At 71.3% G+C, this 16,305-nt stretch carries 12 protein-coding genes and 1 tRNA gene; 12 read left to right on the forward strand and 1 reads right to left on the reverse strand.

Annotated features, from left to right (window positions below; all coding sequences use genetic code 11):
- Positions 1-353: 353 nt before the first annotated feature.
- The 7 genes from mfd (at position 354) to ACFO60_RS26180 (ending at position 9,629) form a co-directional block, all read left to right on the forward strand.
- Positions 354-3,923 (forward strand): transcription-repair coupling factor, encoded by a 3,570-nt coding sequence (gene mfd / locus ACFO60_RS26150; protein WP_380844546.1) that lies wholly within the window; start codon positions 354-356, stop codon positions 3,921-3,923.
- Positions 3,924-4,181: 258 nt separating this feature from the next.
- Positions 4,182-4,841 carry a SurA N-terminal domain-containing protein gene (locus ACFO60_RS26155; RefSeq protein ID WP_380844549.1) on the forward strand — a complete coding sequence of 220 codons (660 nt, stop codon included), beginning with the start codon at positions 4,182-4,184 and terminating at the stop codon, positions 4,839-4,841.
- A gap of 1 nt (position 4,842) precedes the next feature.
- Positions 4,843-5,826 carry a nucleoside triphosphate pyrophosphohydrolase gene (locus ACFO60_RS26160; protein ID WP_380844552.1) on the forward strand — a complete coding sequence of 328 codons (984 nt, stop codon included), beginning with the start codon at positions 4,843-4,845 and terminating at the stop codon, positions 5,824-5,826.
- Between the two features lie 264 nt (positions 5,827-6,090).
- The gene (gene eno, locus ACFO60_RS26165) at positions 6,091-7,368 is read left to right on the forward strand and encodes a phosphopyruvate hydratase (RefSeq protein WP_380844555.1); all 1,278 of its coding nucleotides are present in this window, start codon (positions 6,091-6,093) and stop codon (positions 7,366-7,368) included.
- Between the two features lie 57 nt (positions 7,369-7,425).
- Positions 7,426-7,848 carry an FtsB family cell division protein gene (locus ACFO60_RS26170; RefSeq protein ID WP_380844558.1) on the forward strand — a complete coding sequence of 141 codons (423 nt, stop codon included), beginning with the start codon at positions 7,426-7,428 and terminating at the stop codon, positions 7,846-7,848.
- Between the two features lie 192 nt (positions 7,849-8,040).
- The gene (locus tag ACFO60_RS26175; protein WP_380844773.1) at positions 8,041-8,562 is read left to right on the forward strand and encodes a DUF501 domain-containing protein; all 522 of its coding nucleotides are present in this window, start codon (positions 8,041-8,043) and stop codon (positions 8,560-8,562) included.
- Complete coding sequence (locus ACFO60_RS26180; protein ID WP_380844561.1) at positions 8,559-9,629, forward strand: Ppx/GppA phosphatase family protein; 1,071 nt, start codon at positions 8,559-8,561, stop codon at positions 9,627-9,629. The genes ACFO60_RS26175 and ACFO60_RS26180 overlap by 4 nt, the downstream gene beginning before the upstream one ends.
- Before the next feature lie 181 nt (positions 9,630-9,810).
- Here the strand turns inward: ACFO60_RS26180 and ACFO60_RS26185 are convergent, their stop codons facing one another.
- Entirely contained in the window at positions 9,811-10,278 is a 468-nt protein-coding gene (locus ACFO60_RS26185; RefSeq protein ID WP_380844564.1) for a MarR family winged helix-turn-helix transcriptional regulator, read from the reverse strand.
- A 20-nt stretch (positions 10,279-10,298) separates the two neighbouring features.
- On the opposite strand from ACFO60_RS26185, the gene ACFO60_RS26190 reads away from it, so the two are divergent.
- The 5 genes from ACFO60_RS26190 (at position 10,299) to ACFO60_RS26210 (ending at position 16,159) form a co-directional block, all read left to right on the forward strand.
- The gene (locus ACFO60_RS26190; RefSeq protein WP_380844567.1) at positions 10,299-11,600 is read left to right on the forward strand and encodes a glycosyltransferase; all 1,302 of its coding nucleotides are present in this window, start codon (positions 10,299-10,301) and stop codon (positions 11,598-11,600) included.
- Positions 11,601-12,049: 449 nt separating this feature from the next.
- Positions 12,050-12,844: a uracil-DNA glycosylase gene (locus ACFO60_RS26195; RefSeq protein ID WP_380844570.1), complete on the forward strand. Its 795-nt coding sequence runs from the start codon at positions 12,050-12,052 to the stop codon at positions 12,842-12,844.
- A 211-nt stretch (positions 12,845-13,055) separates the two neighbouring features.
- Entirely contained in the window at positions 13,056-14,414 is a 1,359-nt protein-coding gene (locus tag ACFO60_RS26200; protein ID WP_380844573.1) for an NAD(P)/FAD-dependent oxidoreductase, read from the forward strand.
- 230 nt (positions 14,415-14,644) lie between these two features.
- Positions 14,645-14,717 (forward strand) — tRNA-Leu (locus tag ACFO60_RS26205).
- A gap of 653 nt (positions 14,718-15,370) precedes the next feature.
- Complete coding sequence (locus tag ACFO60_RS26210; RefSeq protein ID WP_380844576.1) at positions 15,371-16,159, forward strand: Bax inhibitor-1/YccA family protein; 789 nt, start codon at positions 15,371-15,373, stop codon at positions 16,157-16,159.
- Positions 16,160-16,305: the final 146 nt, after the last annotated feature.

Consider the following 16,305-nt stretch of genomic DNA (forward strand, 5'->3'; position numbering starts at 1 on the left):
ACGAAAGCCCCGGTCACGATCGCCGGAGGCCCGCCGTGGCCGCCGTCCGTCCCGGTTCTGGCCTGCTGTGGACACCGCGTTTCCTGACAAGCAGGCTTGTATCGGGTGGACGGGCGGTTCCAGGCATGGCCGGGCCCGGGGGGAAGTAGCCTTGAGATAACCCCGGACTCCGACGAGCCGGGGTCGCGCGTGTCGCCGTGTACAGCCGTGTCCCGGCGCGTGCCGTCATGTAGCGATTTGTGGCCGTGCGGGGTGGTACGCGCGGCGGTGGGACGCCACGTGGGATGTTCAGCCGATCAGGCCGTCCCCGAGGCGCCGAAGAAGGCGGGGATGACCATGTGGGGGCACTTCTGATGAGTCTTTCCGGACTACTCGACCTTGTCGTCGCCGATCCGCAGCTCGCCGGTGCCCTGGAACGCGCGGGCGAGGACGTCGACCTCGTCGCGCCGCCCGCGCTGCGGCCGTTCGCCGTGGCCGCCCTCGCGCGCCGGCGTCCGGTCCTCGCCGTCACCGCGACCGCCCGCGAGGCCGAAGACCTGGCCGCCGCGCTCACCGGCCTGGTCGGCGAGCACGCCGTCGCCGTCTTCCCCGCCTGGGAGACCCTCCCGCACGAACGGCTGTCGCCGCGCAGCGACACGGTGGGCCAGCGCCTGGCCGTGCTGCGCAGGCTGGCCCACCCCGTCAAGGGCGACGCCGCGGCCGGGCCGCTGGAGGTCGTGGTCGCGCCGGTTCGCGCCGTGCTGCAGCCGCTCGTCGCCGGGCTCGGCGACCTCGAACCCGTACGGCTGCGCTCCGGGGACGACGCCGACCTCGAGGACATCGTCGGGCGCCTGGTCGGCAACGGCTACCACCGGGTCGACATGGTGGAGAAGCGCGGCGAGGTCGCCGTGCGCGGCGGGCTGCTGGACGTCTTCCCGCCCACCGAGGAGCACCCGCTGCGCCTGGAGTTCTGGGGCGACACCATCGAGGAGATCCGCTGGTTCAAGGTCGCCGACCAGCGCTCGCTGGAGGTGGCCGAGGGCGGGCTGTTCGCCGCGCCGTGCCGCGAGCTGCTCCTCACCGACGAGGTCAGGGGACGGGCCGCCGAGCTGGCCGACCTGCATCCGGCGCTGAAGGACATCCTCGACCAGCTCGCCGACGGCATCCCGGTCGAGGGCATGGAGGCGTTCGCGCCCGTGCTCGTCGACGGCATGGACCTGCTGCTGGACCACCTGCCGGCCCGCGCCTCGGTGTTCGTCTGCGACCCCGAGCGCATCCGCGGCCGCGCCGTCGAGCTGGTGCGCACCAGCCAGGAGTTCCTGGAGGCGTCCTGGATCAACGCCGCCGCCGGCGGCGAGGCGCCGATCGACCTGGGCGCCGCGGCCTTCCGCGACCTTCCCGAGGTGCGCCGGCACGCACGCGAGCTGGGCCAGTCGTGGTGGACCATCGCGCCGTTCGCCACCACCGGCGGGGCCGAGGACGGCCAGGCCCCCGCGGCGCGCCCGGCCGAGACCGACGACGTGTACGGCGAGAGCGAGATCGTCGAGCTGTCGGCCAGGGAGGCCGAGTCCTACCGCGGCGACACCCAGCGGGCGCTCGGCGACATCAAGGGCTGGCTCGGCGAGGGCCGCGCGGTCGTGCTGCTCAGCGAGGGCCACGGCCCGGCCGAGCGCATCGTCGAGCTGCTCAAGGGCGTCGACGTCGCCGCCCGGCTGGTGCCCGCGCTGGAGACCGCCCCCGGCAAGGACGTCGTGCACGTCACCACCGGCCGGGTCGAGCACGGCTTCGTCAGCGGCACGGTGGCCGTCCTGACCCATCTCGACCTCGTCGGGCAGAAGGCCTCCACCAAGGACATGCGCCGCCTGCCGTCCCGGCGCAGGAACATGGTCGACCCGCTCCAGCTCAAGGTCGGCGACTACGTGGTGCACGGCCAGCACGGCGTCGGGCGCTACGTCGAGATGGTCCAGCGGTCGGTGCAGGGCGCCACCCGCGAGTACCTGGTGATCGAGTACGCGAAGGGCGACCGGCTGTACGTGCCGACCGACCAGCTCGACGAGGTCACCCGCTATGTCGGCGGCGAGTCGCCCACGCTCAACCGCATGGGCGGCGCCGACTGGGCCAAGGCCAAGTCCCGCGCGAAGAAGGCCGTCAAGGAGATCGCCGGCGAGCTGATCCGCCTGTACAGCGCCCGCATGGCCTCGCCCGGGTACGCCTTCGCCGGCGACACCCCCTGGCAGCGCGAGATGGAGGACGCCTTCCCCTACGCCGAGACCGGCGACCAGCTCGAGGCGATCGACGAGGTCAAGCGCGACATGGAGCGCGCGGTGCCGATGGACCGCCTGATCTGCGGCGACGTCGGCTACGGCAAGACCGAGATCGCCGTGCGCGCCGCGTTCAAGGCCGTGCAGGACGGCAAGCAGGTGGCGGTCCTCGTGCCCACCACGCTGCTCGTCCAGCAGCACCTGTCGACCTTCGGCGAGCGGTTCGCGAGCTTCCCCGTGGTGGTCAAGCCGGTGTCGCGGTTCCAAAGCGACGGCGAGGTCAAGGCCACGCTGGACGGACTGAGGGAGGGCGGCGTCGACATCGTGATCGGCACCCACCGCCTGCTCAACCCCGACATCCGGTTCAAGGAGCTCGGCCTCATCATCGTCGACGAGGAGCAGCGGTTCGGCGTCGAGCACAAAGAGGCCATGAAGCACATGCGCACGCAGGTGGACGTGCTCGCCATGTCGGCGACGCCCATCCCGCGCACGCTGGAGATGGGCCTCACCGGCATCCGCGAGATGTCCACCATCCTCACCCCGCCCGAGGAGCGGCACCCGATCCTCACCTTCGTCGGCCCCTACGACGAGAAGCAGATCGCCGCCGCCGTCCGGCGCGAGCTGATGCGCGACGGCCAGGTCTTCTTCGTGCACAACCGGGTGTCCTCGATCAACAAGGTGGCGGCGCGGCTGCGCGAGCTGGTCCCCGAGGCGCGGGTCGCGGTCGCCCACGGCCAGATGAACGAGCAGCAGCTCGAAAAGATCATGGTGGGGTTCTGGGAGCGCGACTTCGACCTGCTGGTCAGCACGACGATCGTCGAGTCCGGCCTGGACATCCCGAACGCCAACACGCTGATCGTCGACCGCGCCGACAACTACGGCCTGTCGCAGCTCCACCAGCTGCGCGGCCGGGTCGGCCGGGGGCGCGAGCGCGGCTACGCCTACTTCCTGTACCCGCCGGAGGCCCCGCTCACCGAGACCGCCCACGAGCGCCTGGCCACCATCGCCCAGCACACCGAGATGGGCGCCGGCATGTACGTCGCGATGAAGGACCTGGAGATCCGCGGCGCGGGCAACATCCTCGGCGCCGAGCAGTCCGGCCACATCGCCGGCGTCGGGTTCGACCTGTACGTCCGGATGATGGCCGAGGCCGTTCAGGAGCAGAAGGCCAAGCTGTCGGGCGAGGACGTCGTCGAGGGGCGCGCGGACGTCAAGGTCGAACTGCCGGTCAACGCGCACATCCCCCACGACTACGTCACCTCCGAGCGGCTGCGCCTTGAGGCGTACAAGCGCATCGCCGCCGTGGGCGACGGGGCCGACATCGTGGCCGTCCGCGAAGAGCTCGTCGACCGGTACGGGCGCCCGCCCCAGCAGGTCGACAACCTGCTGGAGGTCGCCAGGTTCCGCGTCCACGCGCGCAAGGCCGGGCTGACCGACGTCGCCCTGCAGGGGCAGCACATCAGGTTCGCCCCGGTGACGCTCAAGGAGTCCCAGCAGGTCCGCCTGGACCGGCTGTACCCCAAGGCGATCCACAAGGTGGCCGCCGAGACGCTGCTGGTGCCGGTGCCCAAGACCCGGCCGCTCGGCGGGCAGCCCCTGCGCGATCTCGACCTGCTGAAATGGTGCACCGATCTGGTCGAGGCCATGTTCCTCGAGCCGGCGCGGGCGGCGGGCGCCCGATGAGCGAAGTCCCGGCCCCCACTTCGCCGGGCCGGCCGGCGTTCGCCGGCCGTGTGCTCGAACAGCACGTCGAACAGCACGTCGAGCAGCACGTCGAGCAGCGGAGACGGCCGGCCTGATCGCGGGGGGCGCCGGTCCGCCCGGCGGCGAATCGGCCGTTCATGCCCCGCTGGGCGGGACGGTCCGCTTCACCCCGCCCGAAGGCCGGAGCACTACGGACGAACCCGGTAGAGTAACCCGCGTCTGTTGAAGGGACCGCTAGTGAAGTCGAATCGTGTGCGCGTGCTCCTGGCCGCCGCGGCCGCCGGCGTCGCGCTGACCGCCTGTTCCTCGCCCGTGCAGGTCGGCTCGGTGGCCACCGTCGGCGGCGAGCGCATCAGCTCGGGCCGGCTGGACTCCGAGGTCCGCGAGTTCCAGGCGGCGCTGAAGCAGGCCAAGATCACCGAGGCGCAGCTGCAGCTGCCGTCGATCCCGCGCGCCGTGCTGCTCCAGCTGATCTACTTCCGCCAGTTCGAGCAGTTCGCCCAGCGCAACGGCGTCACCGTCTCCGAGGGCGACATCGACAAGTTCATCACCGAGCAGGGCGGCATCGAGAAGATCGGCCCCGCCTCGCTCAGCAAGGGCGTGCCGCCGTCGGAGACCCGCCAGTGGATCCGCACCGCGCTGATCTACCAGAAGAGCCTCGAGCGGTTCGGCGCCAACCTCACCGACCAGAACTCCGTCCAGGTCGCCCAGCAGAAGCTCTTCGCGCAGCTCGACGCCATCCCGGTCAAGGTCTCCCACCGCTACGGCGCCTGGGACACCCAGCAGGGCCTCGTCGACGAGGCGCGCTTCGGCAAGCCCGCGGAGAAGCCGGCCGGCGCCGACCAGCTCGGCGACCCGGCGGCCGACCCGGCGGCCGATCCGGCCGCCGGCCAGTGACGTGCCCCTCCTCGTCGTCACGTCCTCGCCCAGGGTGGCCCCCGGCCTGCTGAGCGGGCGCGCGTGGGCGGCCCTCGGGTCGGGGCGGGTGCTCACCGGCTCCGGCGAGCACCCGCTGCTGCCGTACCTGGCGCAGGAGGACATCCCGGTCGAGGTGGTGACGCCCGACCCCGCGGCCCTGGCCCGCGAAGGCCGCGAGGGCACCGTGGTCTGGCTCGCCGCCCAGGACGGCGACGAGGCGCTCATGCGCGCAGTCGGGCACGCCGCGCTCGACATGGACGACCCGCCGGTCATCGAGCTCGTCCCCGGCTCCTACGACCTGCCGGGGGCGCGGCTGCTCGACCTGGTCGCCGTCATGGACCGGCTCCGGCGCGAGTGCCCGTGGGACGCCAAGCAGACCCACGAGTCGCTCGTCCCCTACCTCCTGGAAGAGTCCTACGAGGTGCTCGAGACCATTGAGGACGGCGACCACGCCGCCCTGCGCGAGGAGCTCGGCGACCTGCTGCTCCAGGTGGTCTTCCACGCCCGGCTGGCGCAGGAGCGCGCGGCCGAGGACGGTGGCTTCGACGTGGACGACGTCGCGGGCGGCATCCTCGACAAGCTGGTCCGGCGCCATCCCCACGTGTTCGCGGGCACGGTGGTGAGCGGCGCCGACGAGGTCAACGCCAACTGGGACACGATCAAGGCCGCCGAGCGGGCCGCCAAGGGCCGGCGGTCGGTGCTGGACGGCGTGCCGATGGGCCAGCCCGCGCTGTCGCTCGCGAGCGGGCTGCAGAGCCGCGCCGAACGCGCCGGGGCCCCAGATTCGCTGTCGCGCGCCATCGGCCAGGGCATCGGCCGCGAGCTGTTCGACCTCGTACGACGTGCCCGCGCCGCCGGCCTCGACCCCGAGGCCGAGCTTCGCGCCGCCGCCCGCGACTACCGCGACCGGGTCCACACCTGGGAACGCGCGCACGAACGCGCCGAAGGCCCCTCCGACGGCTGACGCGCCGATCCGCCTCGCGGGCGGTTTCGGGGAGGGCGCGTCCGAGCGGGCGGACCCGGGTGCGCGAGGTCGCGGCCCGCTGGACGGCCGGGGTTCACGAGAGTGTGGTCAACCAGACAGCCGGCCGGCGACCGCGGCATCCGTACCGACCGGTAGACCCCGATAGGCTCGTGAGGCAAACCGTCCGCAACCGCATCGCGTACGACGGTGCGGTGATGGGTTCCGGGGGCCCTTCCCCGGGCTACTGACTCATAGGAGCGCTTCGTGGCTGCCATCGAGGCCGTTACCGCACGCGAGATTCTCGACTCCCGGGGCAACCCCACGGTCGAGGTGGAGATCTTGCTCGACGACTACAGCACCGGCCGCGCGGCCGTCCCGAGCGGTGCGTCCACCGGCCAGTTCGAGGCCGTGGAGCTGCGTGACGGCGACGAGCGTTACCTGGGCAAGGGCGTGCAGAAGGCCGTCCTCAACGTCACCGACGAGATCGCCGACGAGATCATCGGCTTCGACGCCGAAGAGCAGCGGCTCGTCGACCAGACCATGATCGACCTTGACGGCACGCCCAACAAGGGCCGGCTCGGCGCCAACGCCATCCTCGGCATCTCCCTGGCCCTGGCCAAGGCGGCCGCCGACAGCGCCGACCTGCCGCTGTTCCGCTACGTGGGCGGGCCGAACGCGCACATCCTGCCCGTTCCGATGATGAACATCCTGAACGGCGGCGCGCACGCCGACAGCAACGTCGACATCCAGGAGTTCATGATCGCGCCGATCGGCGCCGAGACGTTCTCCGACGCCGTCCGCATGGGCGCCGAGACCTACCACGTGCTCAAGAAGGTCCTCAAAGAGAAGGGCTACGCCACCGGCCTCGGCGACGAGGGCGGGTTCGCGCCCAACCTGCCGAGCAACCGCGACGCGCTCGACCTGATCCTCGTCGCCATCGAGAAGGCCGGCTACACCCCCGGCGAGGACATCGCGCTGGCCCTGGACGTGGCCGCGACCGAGTTCCACTCCAAGGGCGTCTACACCCTCGACGGCAAGGGTCACGGCTCCGACGAGCTGATCTCCTTCTACGAGGACCTGGTCCGCTCCTACCCGCTGGTCTCCATCGAGGACCCGCTGGACGAGGAGGACTGGGAGGGCTGGAAGGCCATCACCGGCGCGCTCGGCTCCAAGGTGCAGATCGTCGGCGACGACCTGTTCGTCACCAACCCCGAGCGTCTCGAGCGTGGCATCGCCACGAGCACGGCCAACGCCCTGCTGGTCAAGGTGAACCAGATCGGCACCCTGTCGGAGACCCTCGACGCCGTCGACCTCGCCCACCGCAACGGCTACCGCTGCATGATGAGCCACCGCTCCGGCGAGACCGAGGACACCACGATCGCCGACCTCGCCGTGGCCACCAACTGCGGCCAGATCAAGACCGGCGCCCCGGCGCGGTCCGACCGCGTCGCCAAGTACAACCAGCTCCTCCGCATCGAGGAACTGCTCGACGATGTCGCCCGTTACGCGGGTCGCGGAGCTTTTCCGCGCTTCCAGGGCTAGTTTTTCCCGTACGGCTTGCGCGGTTATGGGCGCAAGCCGTACGGACCCGGGAGGATCATGAAGAAGCGACCGCAATTGACGGGGCGGGCCGCGATCCTGGCGGTCGTCGTCTGCGCGATCGCCATGAGCCTTGCCTATCCCGTGCGCGAGTACGTCGCGCAGCGACGCCAGATCGCCCAGCTGGAGAGGCAGCAGGCCCAGGCGCTCAAGGACCTCCAGGAGCTGGCAGAGCGCAGCAGGCGCCTGGACGACCCCGCCTACATCAAGCAACTCGCCAGGGGCCGGCTGCACTACTGCGGCGACGGCCACCAGACCTGCTACGTGCTGCTCGACAAGACCAAGAAGACCGGCCGGCCCGCGGCGGGGGCCACGTCCCAGGCCAAGCCCCCGTGGTACCAGACCCTGTGGGAGTCCATCGAGGCCGCCGACCGCGGCACCGGCCAACGAGTAGAACTGGGCGCCCGCACCCCCGCTCCCTGACGCCCCCGGCCGCCCGCCCCGCGGGCCGACGTGGTGCGGGGCCGGCCGTCGCGGACCGCGCGGTGCTGGATACTTACGTGTCCGAATTTTCGGTCCGGGGCGCCGGTCAGGCGGCCCGGTCCTTGGTCAGGGGAGTGCACGATGGTCGATCCGGCCGACACGGCCGCGGCGGGCCGAGGCGAGGACGCGGCGATGAGTCCCGCGGACGCGGCCGTGGTCGAACGCCAGCTCGGCCGGCCGCCCCGGGGCCTGCGGGCGGTGGCCCACAGGTGCCCGTGCGGGCTGCCGGACGTCGTCGAGACCGCCCCGCGGCTGCCCGACGGCTCGCCGTTCCCCACGCTGTTCTACCTGACCTGCCCCAAGGCCGCCTCGGCCATCGGCACCCTCGAGTCCTCGGGGCTGATGAAGCGCATGCAGGCCAGGCTGGCGGACGACCCCGCCCTGGCCGAGGCGTACGCGCGGGCGCACGCCGCGTACGTCGAGCGGCGCGACCGCGCGGCGGCCGAGGCCGGTCTTGAGCCGCTGCCCCGCGACATGCAGAGCGCCGGCGGCATGCCCGACCGCGTGAAGTGCCTGCACGCCCTGGTGGGCCACGAGCTGGCCACGCCGGGCGTCAACCCCTTCGGCCGCGAGGCCCTCGACGCCCTGCCCCAGTGGTGGAGCGACGGCCCCTGCGTCCCCACCGGCGCCGACGATCCCGAGGAGGACGCATGACCCGCGTGGCGGCCATCGACTGCGGCACCAACTCCGTCCGCCTGCTCATCGCCGACCTCGCCGACGGCACCCCGTCCGGCCGGGGGGCGGCGGGCGCGCTGTCCGACGTCGAGAGGCGCATGGAGATCGTCCGCCTCGGCGAGGGGGTCGACCGCACCGGGCGGCTCGCCCCGGAGGCGCTTGAGCGCACCTTCACGGCGATGCGCGGCTACGCCAAGCTGATCAGGGAGCACGGCGCCGAACGCGTGCGTGTCGTCGCCACGAGCGCCACCCGGGACGCCGCCAACCGCGCCGACTTCGTCGCCGGCGTACGCGAGATCTTCGGCGTCGACCCTGAGGTGGTCACCGGCTCGGAGGAGGCGCACCTGTCGTTCCTGGGCGCCACCGCCGGGCTCAGCGGGGTGGAGTCCCCGGTCCTGGTGGTGGACATCGGCGGCGGGTCCACCGAGTTCGTCCTCGGCTCCACCGACGTGGAAAGCGCGATCTCCGTCGACATCGGCTGCGTCCGCCTCACCGAACGCCACCTCGCGGCGCCCACACGGGCGCAGACGCGGGCCGAGACGCCGCAGAGCGAGACGCCGCAGAGCGAGACGCCGCAGGCCGGGAAGCCGGAGACCGGGACACCACAGGCCGGGGCGGCGCAGACCGGGGCGGCGCGGGCCGAGATGGCTGATGCGGAGGCTGTGGAGGCGGCGACGGCCGATATCGAGGCGGCCCTCGACCGGGTGGCCGAGGCCGTGTCCGTGACCAGGGCGCGCACTCTGATCGGCCTGGCCGGGTCGGTGACGACCGTCGCGGGCATCGCCCTCGATCTGCCGGCCTACGACCCGGCGCGCATCCACGGTTCCCGCGTCCCGGCGGCCACGGTGCACGAGATCTCCCGGCGCCTGCTCGTGATGTCCCACGACGAGCGGGCGGCGATCCCGGTCATGCACCCCGGCAGGGTGGACGTGATCGGCGCCGGCGCGCTCATCCTCGACCGCATCGTCGCCCGGTTCGGCTTCGGCGAGGTCGTCGTCAGCGAGCACGACATCCTCGACGGCATCGCCCGCGGCCTGGCCTCCTGACGTGCCGGTGCGTCGTTCGACGCCGTCCACCGCACGCGGCGGGCCGGCGACCGGGCGACGATTCCGGTGACTCCCGGCGGACGCGATCGGCCGTCGTGGCCGAAGCCGCGATCGGCGCCGCGGTCGGTGCCGTGATCGCGCCGCGGTCGGCGGAAGACCCGTGGCAGGGCGGAGGCCGGGGTCAGCGGGCGGTGTCCAGTGCGGACACCAGCCGGTCGGTCAGCGCCACGAAGGTGGCCAGTTCGTCGTCGGACAGCGCGGCGAACCAGCCCGCGACCGCGGCGTGGTCGCCGTCGTCGCGGCCCGCCCAGTAGGCCCGGCTGGCGTCGGTGACCGACAGCAGCCTGCGCCGGCCGTCGGCGGGGTCGTCGTGCACGTCGAGCATGCCTTTGCGCCGCAGCGCCTGGACGAGCTGGGCGATGTTCTGGTGCGTGGTGCCAAGGGCGGCGGCGGCCTGCTTGAGCGACGGTGTGCCGAGCGCGGAGACGACCGTCAGCAGCGCGGCCTGCTGGGTGGTCAGGCCGTCGGCGCGCAGCCGCTCGTCCATCAGGTAGCGCAGGCGCTGAGCCAGATAGAGGGTGGCACGGAAGGCCTGGACCGGGGGAGTGAGACCCTCGCCGAACAGGGCGGTATTGTCACGTGGAGACATAGTCAATATATTACCTATCTATGGGCGTAGAACACCGGATCGTGGTGATGCCGCACTGCGGCTACCTGTCCGAGACCTCCCGCATGGTGGAGATCTACCGAGCGCTCGCGCAGCGGGGCGCGAGCGTGCGAATGGCCACCCATGGAGGCACCTACGAGTCACTGCTGAGCGCCGCCGGGGTCGAGTACGACATCGTCGGGCCGCACATGAGCCCGCGGCGTTCGGCCGAGGTCGTCGCCAACGCCACCGGTCTCGGCGACGTGCGGCAGAGCATCTACCCCGACGACGAGATGGAGACCTACGTCCGCGCCGAGGCGGAGTACTTCCGCGCCCACGGCACGCGCACCGTCGTCACCGGATACACGCTGACCACCATGCTCTCGACCCGTCTGGCCGGCGCGGCGCTGGTCACCGAGCACGCCTGCTGCTGGGTGCCGGCCGCGTTCGAACGCGGCCTGGTGCCGGCGCCCACCTTCCGCGCGGCCCGGTTCCTGCCCGGGCCGGTCGGGCGGTCGCTGGCCAACCGGGTGCTGCCGCGGACGCGGTTCTACTGCTCCGGGTTCAACCGCGTCGCCGCGAAGCTGGGCGCGGAGGGCGTGCCGAGCCTGGGCGCGCTGGTGCTCGGCGACCTGGCGCTGGTGCCCGAGATCCCCGAGGTGTTCGGCGTGCCCGCCGCCGAGCTGGCGGCCTGGCGCCCGTCCGGACGGCACTACCGGCCCACGACCCGGCTTCGGTACAGCGGGCCGCTCTACGCCCACCTCGACGTGCCCATGCCCGAGCACGTGCGGGCGTTCCTCGACCGGCCGGGCCCGATCGCGTACGTCGCCGTCACCTCGACCTCGCCGCGCTTCGTCCGCCGGCTCGTGGCCGCCCTGCGGCCGCTGGGCGTGCGCATCCTGATCGCGGGCACCGTGCACGATCTCGGCGACCTCGCCGACGAGCGCGTGTGCGTCGGCGGGGTGCTGCCCAGTCATCTGGTCATGCCGCGAGTGGACCTCGCCGTCACCGCGGGCGGGCAGGGCAGCGTGCAGAGCGCCCTGGCCGCGGGCACACCGCTGGTGGGCCTGCCGCTGCACGCCGAGCAAGATCTCAACGTGGCGCTCGCGCAGCGGTGCGGCGCCGCACTGCTGGTCGAGCCGTGGCGCGCGGGAACCGATCGGCTCACCCGGGCGGCCGGCCGGGTGCTGGCCGAACCGTCGTTCCGCGCCGCGGCCGAGCACGTCCGCGACCTGTACGCCGCCGTGGACGGCCCCGGCAACGCCGCCGACGCCGTACTGGAGCTGACCGCGCACCACTCGCCGGCCCGGGCCCCGGGAACCTGAGCCTGCGCCCTGACCGGCAGGCCCTCGAAGGCGGAGGTGGTTCCGCGCGCCTCGGACGCCGTACCGGTCGATCGTCAGGGACGGAGTGACGGTCAGGCCCCCGTGCGAACGGACCGGCCCGGGCGCCGCGGCCACCGTGTCGAGCGCGTACCCGGCTGTGACGCGCGCGACCTGGGCGAACACCTCGTAGGGCCCGGTCAGGTCGAGGATCTGGAAGCCGGGGAAGACGACGAACACGGTGCGCGGACTGTCACTCCTTCATGTTCACCGAACCGCCGGCATGGCGGCGATGACGGGAACACGACGGATCCTGCCATCCGAGCAGACCCCCTCTCGGCAGAAGGCGTGCGGTCCCGGAGGTGGGCGGGCGCTCGGTCCGTGCGGTCCGAGAGGTGGGCGGGCGCTCGCTCGGGGCGCGTGCACTCTGGCGCTGCTGGCACGATCGGGGGATGAGCTTCGTTCCGCCTGGCAGCGGCTGGCCGGGGGATCCGGCCGGGCCGGACACTCCTGTCGCGGGCACGCCCGAGGAGGTCGCCGCGCTCGCCGCGCGGAGCGGCACGCTCGCCGAGCTGACCGCCCGGCAGTCGGTGTGCCGGGCGTGCCCCCGTCTGGTCGAGTGGCGGGAGGAGGTCGCGGACGTCAAGCGGCGGGCGTTTGTGGGCGAGACCTATTGGGGCAGGCCCATCGCCGGCTGGGGGGAGGACGAGCCGCGCGTCCTGCTCGTCGGGCTCGCCCCGGCGGCGCACGGCGGCAACCGCACGGGACGGATCTTCACGGGCGACCGCAGCGGCGACTGGCTGTTCGCCTCGCTGTACCGCACCGGCCTGGCGGCCCAGCCCACGAGCACGCACGCGGGGGACGGGCAGCGGCTGATCGGCGCGCGCATGGTCGCGGCCGTCCGCTGCGCCCCGCCGGCCAACAAGCCCACAGTCGAAGAGCGGGCGACGTGCTTCCCGTGGCTGGCCAAGGAGCTTGAGCTGGTCGCCGGCTCCGCGCGCGTCGTCGTGGCCCTCGGCGGGTTCGCCTGGCAGGCCGTCTGGCCGGCGCTGCGGCAGAGCGGGTACACGCTGCCGCGCAGCAGGCCGCCGTTCGGCCACGGCGCCGAGGTCGAGATCTTCCACGGCGCCGCGCCGGTGCGCCTTCTCGGCTGCTACCACCCGAGCCAGCAGAACACCTTCACCGGCCGGGTCACCGAGGAGATGCTCGACGCCGTCTTCGCCCGCGCGGTGACGCTGGCGGGCTGAACGCGTACGAGCAGGGGGCGGCCGAGGGACGGGGGCGGCGGCGAAAGCCCTGCTCCTGGAACGGCCTGAGAGTGAAGTTCGTCACTAGAGGAAAGTTTTACTGATCTTCACTGGAGAAACCGCTGCTCAAACGGCTATTTTCGGAAAAAACGTCAAAGTTTGATGCCTGGGAGGATTGGCGTCGATAGCCGGTCGTGACGTAACCTTGTGAATGGTTTCACAAGCGACCATGCCGCGAAGGGGCACTCACGTGGACCAGAAGGCGAAGCACATCCTGATCGTCGGCGGAGGTTACGTCGGCCTCTACACGGGCCTGCGGCTGCAGCGCCTGCTCCGCAACGAGCTGCGATCCGGCCGCGTCCGCATCACGATCGTCAGCCCCCAGTCCTACATGACCTACCAGCCGTTCCTGCCGGAGGCCGCGGCCGGCAACCTGTCGCCGCGCCACGTCGTCGCGCCTCTGCGGCGGGTGCTGTCCAAGGTCCGCATCCTCAACGGCAAGGTCACCAAGGTCCACCACGCCAACAAGTCGGTGACGTTCGAGCCCGGCACCGGCCCGAGCAAGGAGATCGATTACGACATCCTTGTCATGGCGGCCGGCTCCATCTCCCGCACCCTCCCCATCCCGGGCCTCACGGACGCCGCGATCGGCTTCAAGTCGGTCGGGGAGGCCGTCGCGCTGCGCAACCGGGTGCTCGCCCTGTTCGACCGCGCCGACTCCACCGATGACGAGCAGGTGCGGCGCAGGGCGCTGACGTTCGTCGTGGTCGGCGCCGGCTTCGCGGGCGTCGAGGCACTGGCCGAGCTGGAGGACATGGCCCGCGACGCCGTGCGCTACTACGACACCCTCAGCGAGGACGACCTGCGCTGGGTGCTCGTCGAGGCCAGCGACCGCATCCTGCCGGAGGTGGGGCCCGAGATGGGCAAGTGGACGCTCGAGGAACTGCGCGCGCGGGGCATCGACATCAAGATGCGCACGCTGCTCGAGTCCTGCGAGGGCGGCCACGTGGCGCTCTCCGACGGCGACCGCTTCGAGTCGGCGACGATCGTGTGGACCGCGGGCGTCAAGGCGAGCCCGGTCGTCAACGCCGGTGACCTGCCGCTGGACGAGCGGGGGCGCGTCAAGACCACGACCAGGCTCACGGTCGCCGGCACCCGGGACGCCTTCGCCGCCGGCGACGTCGCGGGCGTGCCCGACGTGACCAACCCCGGGCAGTACTGCGCGCCCAACGCCCAGCACGCCGTGCGGCAGGCCAAGGTGCTCGCCGGCAACATCGTCCGCCACCTCCAGGGCCGCCCGCTGGTGGAATACCGGCACAAGTACGTGGGCTCGGTGGCCGGACTGGGGCTGCACAAGGGCGTCGCGAACGTCTATGGCGTCAAGCTTCACGGATTCCCTGCGTGGTTCATGCACCGCACCTACCATCTGTCCCGGGTGCCTACGTTGAACCGCAAGGTCCGCGTGGTGGCCGACTGGACGCTCGCCCTCTTCTTCAAGCGGGAGACCCTCTCACTCGGTGAGATCGAGTCGCCGCGGGAGGAGTTCAAGGCGGCCGCCGCCACTGGCTGACGGGTTCAGGTACGGCTCGCACCCGAAGACCTCGGGTGCGAGCCGTACCGTTGTCTGTAGGCATAACAAGGACGCGTGGTGGAATTGGGCGACTTGAGCGGTCTGTTGTTCATTGCCCGAGTCACGGGGGCATGCGACGTATACGGTTATCTTGCGGACTACGGAAGGAAGAGCAGAGACGTGGGCTCTGACCCGTTACGCAAGTGTGGTCCGTTACGTATGATTACGGCGCCCCCGTAGCCCAATGGCAGAGGCAAACCCCTTAAAAGGGTTCCAGTGTGGGTTCGAGTCCCACCGGGGGCACTCTGCCGGGTATATGAAACGCCCCCGTGTCGGCGACAACGGCCCTCTGGCCATATCCTTGTCCGTTTGCCGCACGAGGCCGGGTGTTTATCGCCGCCCCGCCAAGCGGGCGCGAGGCGGCCGAACCCTCCATCGAGGGCAATCGTTACCATTTTGTGTCATTCGGCCGCCACGCCTGGTCGGCATCCCCGGCGAGCCGGGTCATTCGACGTCCGGGCGGGCGATGATCTACGCACTGTAATTGCTTATAAGCACTAAAGGCACCCATAAACGGGTTACGACGAACAATGACGGAAAAATCCCTCCGCGCCAGAGGTTAAGGGGGGGCCTGAAACTTTCATTCAGCGGCGGCCTGTCCGTATCGTGGACACCCGACGGCGATCGGCGCACCGGCCCGCGCCGCCGGAAGTCGGAAGGACGGCGCGGCCGGGCGCGCCCGGCACGGTGATCCAATCGCAACATGCGGGGACGGAACTCCAGTGCCGGGCCCCTCGTTGTACTCGTTGCCGCCGGAGGCCCGCATGCGGGCTCCCGGCGGCGCAATACGGCAGGGTCATCCTGACCGCCATGACCGATGACAGTTATTGCTACAGGCGGCAGTTCCCTGTGAGGCTCGACGAGCAGGGTGAGCGCAGGTCGCAGTGGAGGCAGTGATGCAGAGCAGGAACCCGGTTCTCAGCAGACTGGGGAAGAACAACCGTCAGTCGTGGGCCGGCCCCACCGCCAGCCCCCAGTACCTGCAGGACATGTACAACGCCCCGGCGTACGCCCCGCCGACGGCGGCGCGGCCCATGACGGTCGACGATGTCGTGGTCCGGGGTTTCATCACGCTCGGCACCCTCGTGGCGTCCGCGGCGGTCGCCTGGTACTTCGACTTCCCCCCTGCGGTGATCGCTCCGGCGGTGATCGTGGGTCTGGTGCTCGGGCTGATCGTCTCGTTCAAGCAGAGCACGAACCCGGCGCTGATCCTCGGCTACTCGGTGTCCTACGGCATCGCCATCGGCGTGATCAGCAACGCCTTCAACTATCTCTACGAGGGCATCGTCTTCCAGGCCGTGCTCGGCACGATGGTCGCCTTCGGCGGCGTGCTGGCGGTGTACGCGCTCAAGATCTTCCGGCCGACGCCCAAGTTCACCAAGTTCGTCGTGGCGGCCGGCTTCGCGGCCGTCGGCCTGATGCTGGTCAACTGGATCGCGAGCATCTTCACCCAGGGCGGCCTCGGGCTGCGCACCGACAGCCCGATCGGCTGGATCTTCAGCGTCGCGATGATCCTGCTCGGCTGCTTCTTCCTGCTGCTCGACTTCGCCGCCGTCGAAGAGGGCGTGCGTGCGGGCGTCCCCGAGAAGTACTCCTGGCTGATGGCCTTCGGTCTCACGGTGAGCCTGGTGTGGCTCTACCTGGAGATCCTGCGCTTCATCAGCTACTTCTTCAACAACGACTAGATCCTCGCGCCAGACGCCCCGTCCGCTTGTGGGCGGGGCGTCCGCCTTTGTGGGTTCATGACCGAAAACCGGCATGGCAAGCGGAGGTCTGGGTACCTCAACGCACGGCGACTAATGATCTACCTCGTGTGAGGGAAGACTGGCCT

The organism is Sphaerisporangium dianthi, assembly GCF_042654065.1.
GTDB classification, from domain to species: Bacteria; Actinomycetota; Actinomycetes; order Streptosporangiales; family Streptosporangiaceae; genus Sphaerisporangium; species Sphaerisporangium dianthi.

Coding starts and splice junctions, on each gene's coding strand:
- ACFO60_RS26180 (WP_380844561.1), top strand. CDS start 8,559: ATGACCCGCGTGGCGGCCATCGACTGCGGCACCAACTCCGTCCGCCTG.
- ACFO60_RS26190 (WP_380844567.1), top strand. CDS start 10,299: ATGGGCGTAGAACACCGGATCGTGGTGATGCCGCACTGCGGCTACCTG.
- ACFO60_RS26170 (WP_380844558.1), top strand. CDS start 7,426: ATGAAGAAGCGACCGCAATTGACGGGGCGGGCCGCGATCCTGGCGGTC.
- ACFO60_RS26200 (WP_380844573.1), top strand. CDS start 13,056: ATGGTTTCACAAGCGACCATGCCGCGAAGGGGCACTCACGTGGACCAG.
- mfd (WP_380844546.1), top strand. CDS start 354: ATGAGTCTTTCCGGACTACTCGACCTTGTCGTCGCCGATCCGCAGCTC.
- ACFO60_RS26185 (WP_380844564.1), bottom strand. CDS start 10,278: ATGTCTCCACGTGACAATACCGCCCTGTTCGGCGAGGGTCTCACTCCC.
- ACFO60_RS26175 (WP_380844773.1), top strand. CDS start 8,041: ATGAGTCCCGCGGACGCGGCCGTGGTCGAACGCCAGCTCGGCCGGCCG.
- ACFO60_RS26195 (WP_380844570.1), top strand. CDS start 12,050: ATGAGCTTCGTTCCGCCTGGCAGCGGCTGGCCGGGGGATCCGGCCGGG.
- ACFO60_RS26210 (WP_380844576.1), top strand. CDS start 15,371: ATGCAGAGCAGGAACCCGGTTCTCAGCAGACTGGGGAAGAACAACCGT.